General features: G+C 38.5%; 3 protein-coding genes and 1 pseudogene. 2 read left to right on the top strand and 2 right to left on the bottom strand.

Translation table 11 applies throughout. The features are described 5' to 3' along the window. Both F6K13_RS17105 and F6K13_RS17100 read right to left on the bottom strand, forming a co-directional pair. On the bottom strand, window positions 1-463 hold a 463-nt coding region (locus tag F6K13_RS17105), incomplete at its 3' end, for a hypothetical protein (RefSeq protein ID WP_287287880.1). A gap of 460 nt (window positions 464-923) precedes the next feature. Continuing rightward, window positions 924-1,898 (bottom strand): DUF2589 domain-containing protein, encoded by a 975-nt coding sequence (locus tag F6K13_RS17100; RefSeq protein ID WP_287287879.1) that lies wholly within the window; start codon window positions 1,896-1,898, stop codon window positions 924-926. 681 nt (window positions 1,899-2,579) lie between these two features. Here F6K13_RS17100 and F6K13_RS17095 point away from each other — a divergent pair. Beyond that, a pseudogene (locus F6K13_RS17095) lies at window positions 2,580-4,082 on the top strand (AAA-like domain-containing protein). A gap of 259 nt (window positions 4,083-4,341) precedes the next feature. Continuing rightward, the coding region (locus tag F6K13_RS17090) for a UvrD-helicase domain-containing protein (protein ID WP_287287878.1) at window positions 4,342-5,208 on the top strand (867 nt) is incomplete at its 3' end.

Genomic DNA, 5,208 nt, shown 5'->3' with positions numbered 1-5,208 from the left:
CATTGTCTAAATTATTTCTAATGCTGCTCCAAAGATTTTGGAGATTTTGTACTCGAGTATTCTGCCTGTCTTCAGGAGCATCTGTTTCGAGCAAGGTAGATCGAATCTGATCGTCTGAACTGACTAGACCTGGTATATCCTGGAGTATGGTGCCAATCAAGGCTTGCATCTCTCTAATAACAGGTTTAATCACTTCATCTGCAATATTTCTACAGTTTCCCCAACTCTCCTCAATATCTAGTGCGTCACTACTAATCTCATCTATATCTATGATAGTAAACTTTAGTTCTAAATCAATTTCTTTGAGCAGACTGACGGGTGACTCAAAGTTGTTTAAGATATTTTCTTTCCCGTTTCTGTACTGTTTATATTTTCGACTAATTTGACTTGCATATTCATTAGACAAGTCTTGAGCACCCACAAAGTCAGTGAGAATTGCGCTAACAACTTTTCTAAGTAACATATCGAATACCCATTTTGAGATTGGAAATAGCTAGAGAAAACTAATTTTCAGGCTTAATTGACCATAGTTCAACAATTAATAATTAATTATTACCTCTTCTTTTCAAGGAGAAGATTGACTCAAAGGAAAATTTTTTTTTGTTTCTCCTGTAAAGAAGAGGCTTTAAACCTTAATTATTAGGTAAGGAAAGGGAGCAGCAATCTATATATTTAAAGTTCCAAATAGATTAGATTGCTGCTTTTTAGTAACCTGCAGCGCTTTTCAGATTGATGAGCCACATTGTCATGACCAAAACCCTGTAGGGGCGTTTAGCTAACGCACAACTTTCCGTTCCGGAATGCTCCGCAAACGTTAACCCTCCGCGAAATATAAAGCGGCAGCTTTGCGTTAGCACATAGCCATTCGCTCCTACTGTGGTCTACTGAAATGAAAACCGCTGTGGTTAAGATGCTTACGAGTCTTAGCCGCCGGAACCTGGTTCAGACTCAGGAACAGTAAATTCAGGAATAACCAAAGTGGCAATCTTTGACGCGGCAGGGTTTGAAGATGTCAACTTGAGTTTCACTCGCTGCGCTGGTGTAGTTCCTTTAGCATCAGCTTTTACTGAAATTGTAATCTGAATTTCTGCAGTACCATCGTCATCGGTTGTAAACTTACCAGTCTCTGCCTCACCGAATTTAACTTCGATATTAGTAGGAGGAGTATTATCGCTTCGAGCAACGTCAATCTCTTTCCCTGCAGCACGCATAGCTTTTTCATCAAACAAAATGGCTGTCACCAAAAGGTTTTGAGGACCTTTTGTAGGATCGTTAGCAACTAGGGTTCCAGGAGCTACTTGTATAGTGGGTTTATTAGCACTAGGTGTAATACTATCACCTAGAATGTTCAGGACTTTTGCCAGACCGGCAGGCATATCTTCCTGACCAGCATGAACATGGAGATCCATCGTGTACTCAACCGAGTATTTTGATTCTTGTGTTGCTTTAGAATCCTTTTTGCTGGAGTAACTCGCATCAAAACTAGCTTTAGCAGAAACAGGCCCCCATCCAAAGGAGGCTTCTGCACTGCCCCCAGCTTGGGCTTCTTCTTGAGTTGAAGTTTCTGCATAGGTTGATGAAGACGCATTAATACTTGCTTTAAAGTTGATATCAACTGAGTCTACAGCCAAGTAAGGAATGGGCAAAATTGTCAAAAGCGGGACAATCAGTTTTGCTTCTCGTCCATCAGCATAATAGATAAACTCCACTTGGATTGCCTTTCGATTATCCGGAGGTCCGGTCATACCCACATTCTGGATAAAGTCTATAGTTCCTTTTGCAGACTGTATTTGAGCGTTAACAGCAGCATCTAAAGGTCCTCCAATCAGTGAAGAGAATGGAATACCTTGTAAAGCAGTGGTTGCCACCTTGGATGGTGTGGTATCAATTGCAGGCATGAAAGTTATCCTTTATTGATTTTGTAGAATAATTTGATTTTTTTATATCATGCTGGCTTTCTGCTCTAAATACCACCAAAGATTACAATTTTAAGAAAAAAGTTAAGGGTTGAGTGCTAGGGATTTCCAACAGCAAATTATACTGAAATCAAAAACTTAAGGCTACCATTGGGGAGAAAATTATTTAACTTTGGAAAAACTAAAAAGTTAAAAGTTAAGCACTGTATTTTTCATTTCAAACTTAACAAAAATGCTGAATTTTTAACGTTTATACTGAGAAATGTGGGATAAGTACAATTCTCATATAATTGGTAAATAATTAGCCATAATTTCATACTGAAATCAAGAATAAATTTAGTCTAAATTTTAGTTTTAATTAGTAAGTAATTATCTTGAAAAATATAAATTATAGATTTTAAAATACCTAAATTGATATATTTATTGAATTAATTGTAATCATTGCTAGTGTAAAAAAAATATTTCTGGGTTTTATTTTCTTGAATTCAAGCTTTTTTATTGACCCAATAAATACATTTATTTATCCAATTAAACGGCTTTGTTGGAGTGCAAACTGAAGGTTGTTTGAATCTATAATAATCAGATAAAACTGCAATCCTAGAGGGCAGAACTGAGTTCTATCCTAACTTTCATGCAACAAAGCCATAAAAGAATATCATAACCATGACCAACAATGTACGCCGACGAGGCGTAGTTTTAACTATTCAAGGCTTAAAAAAACTCAATCAAGCAAAAGCTAAGGCAGAAATTGAGCAACATTTTAAGCGCTACACTCTAGAATATCTCAGTGAAGAAACAGGTTTGACTCCCAATACTCTCAGCAAAGTTTTTGGCCGCTCGTCAGGAGTTGATAAACGGACTTTGAAGTGTTGCTTCCATGCTTTTAATCTCACTTTGATAGAGGAGGACTATCTCTACCTAAATTCCCATCAAGATAATCGGACAAAAATTAACTCAATGCCGTTTGCTCAAACCTGCTTAATCCCAGAACCTGCCTGCAATTATCATTTCGATATGCTTGGCGATGGTAGCAATCCCCCCCAATCAAAAAAATGCTTCAATCACAATAACGATCTGCAACATCGTTTGCCAACAGTACCAGGAGGACAGATCGCCCTAAATTCTATCTTTTATATTGGCAATCCCATCATCGAGTCCCTCTGTTACGAAGGTATCCAGGAAGCAGGTACACTGTTGAACATCCGCGCCCACAAGCAAATGGGCAAAACTTCCCTGATGAGCCGTATCTTGCATTATGCAAGATACCTGGGCTATCAAACTGTTTATCTGAACTTACAACTGGCCGATGGTGAGATTTTACAGAACTTAAAACGCTTCCTACAATGGATATGTACTAGAGTTAGCAAGGAACTAGGATTTCTCAATGCGCCATCGCCGTAGGCGATGGCGGACAATCAGATAGCCGACTGTTGGGATAACTCCCTAAGTAGCAAATCAACGGCCACTGACTACTTCAATGATATTATCTTAGCAAACCTAGATCGACCTCTGATCATAGCTATCGATGAACTCAATCAGCTTTTTGCCTACCCAGATATTGCTCGTGAATTTCTCCAACTTCTGCGAACCTGGTCTGAGCAAGCTACAGCAGGGGTAGCAGAAAGTAATCCTTGGCAAAAGCTGCGACTGGTGACAGTTCATTCTACTGAAATTATGATGCCTCTGTCGATTAATCCTTCTCTGTTTAATACTGGGTTAGTCATTAATTTACCTGAATTTACTCCAGCTCAAGTGCAGGATCTAGCACAGCGCTACGAACAAGAAATAACCGAACAACAAATCGAGCAACTTATTACTATTCTGGGCGGACATCCCTATCGCTTGCAGTTGGCGTTTTATTACCTACAGCAACAAACTATAACCCTAGAAGAACTTTTAGACAATTCCCAGAGCGCAACTTCTCTTTATGGAGAACATCTACAACAACAATGGTGGAACCTGCAACGCTACGATGAATTATTGCCTATTTTTAGTGAAATTGTGAACAACCCCAAACCCATACGTATAAAAGTATCCCTTGCTTATCAGTTGCAAAACATGGGGTTGGTTCATTTGGAAGGCGATTCGCAAAGCGATCCGTCCCGGAATCGGGCAAGTCTCTCTTGTGAGTTATTTCGTCCGTTTTTTATGGGAGTTTTGAATTGATTGTTATTTGGACTGTTGGACTGAAACGCCTAAAAATTTAGGTTAGGTAGAACAATAGTGAAATCTAAAAAAGCTTTACTATTGTTGGGTTTATCCTAACGGATAAGCTGGCGCTAACCTGCGTCAACCCAACCTACGCTTGTTGGAGTAATTATTAATTATTCGGTAAAGTTTTTGTTTGTAGTAGGGCTTTAGCCCTAAGATAAGTATTTATGGGGCTAAAACCCTACTACGAGCGTAATTATAATATTACCCAACTATGCAAACTACTGACTTTCTGAGTGAGCTAAATTTATCGCAACGCCAAGCAGTACAACATTTCTGCGGACCAATGCTAGTTGTGGCAGGAGCTGGTTCTGGCAAAACTAGAGCGCTCACCTATCGCGTGGCCCATCTAATACGTCATCATCGGGTACATCCAGAAAATATTCTGGCGGTGACATTTACAAATAAAGCTGCGCGGGAAATGAAGGAGCGGATCGAAAAGCTATTTGCTGGGCAACAAGCAGAAGCAAAATATGGTAAACCATTCTCAGCATTAACACTGGAAGAACAGACTAAGTTGCGATCGCAGGTCTATAAAAGTATTACGAAACATTTATGGATGGGAACTTTTCATAGTCTTTGCGCTCGTATTCTGCGTTTTGATATTAACAAGTATCAGGATGAAAAAAAACGTCGTTGGGATAAAAATTTTTCTATTTTTGATGAAAGTGATGCTCAAACTTTGATTAAGCAAATTGTTACGAAACAGCTCAATTTGGATGACAAAAGATTTGAACCTCGTTCGGTTAGATATGCTATTGGCAATGCTAAAAATAAGGGAATGTCGCCTCTAGAATATCAAAGGTCAGAACCAGATTATCGGGGGCGGGTAATTGCTGAAGTTTACGGTATTTATCAAGATAATTTGGCAGCTAATAATGCTCTTGATTTTGACGATTTAATCAGAATACCTGTAGAATTATTTCGGCAAAATGAACAAGTATTGGCTTATTGGCATAAACATTTTAACCATATTTTAGTAGATGAATATCAAGATACTAATCGGACTCAATATAATTTTATTAGATTTTTAGCAACGAATGGTGAAGACCCTAAATATTTTAATAAATGGGAAAATCGA

Origin of the sequence: Okeania sp. SIO2B9, assembly GCF_010672505.1 — a bacterium.
Lineage (GTDB): Bacteria > Cyanobacteriota > Cyanobacteriia > Cyanobacteriales > Microcoleaceae > Okeania > Okeania hirsuta.
This window is presented reverse-complemented; position numbering and strand designations above follow the sequence as displayed.

What these genes read in the sequence shown, in the direction of transcription:
- F6K13_RS17100 (WP_287287879.1), bottom strand. Translation starts at nt 1,898, where the DNA reads ATGCCTGCAATTGATACCACACCATCCAAGGTGGCAACCACTGCTTTA.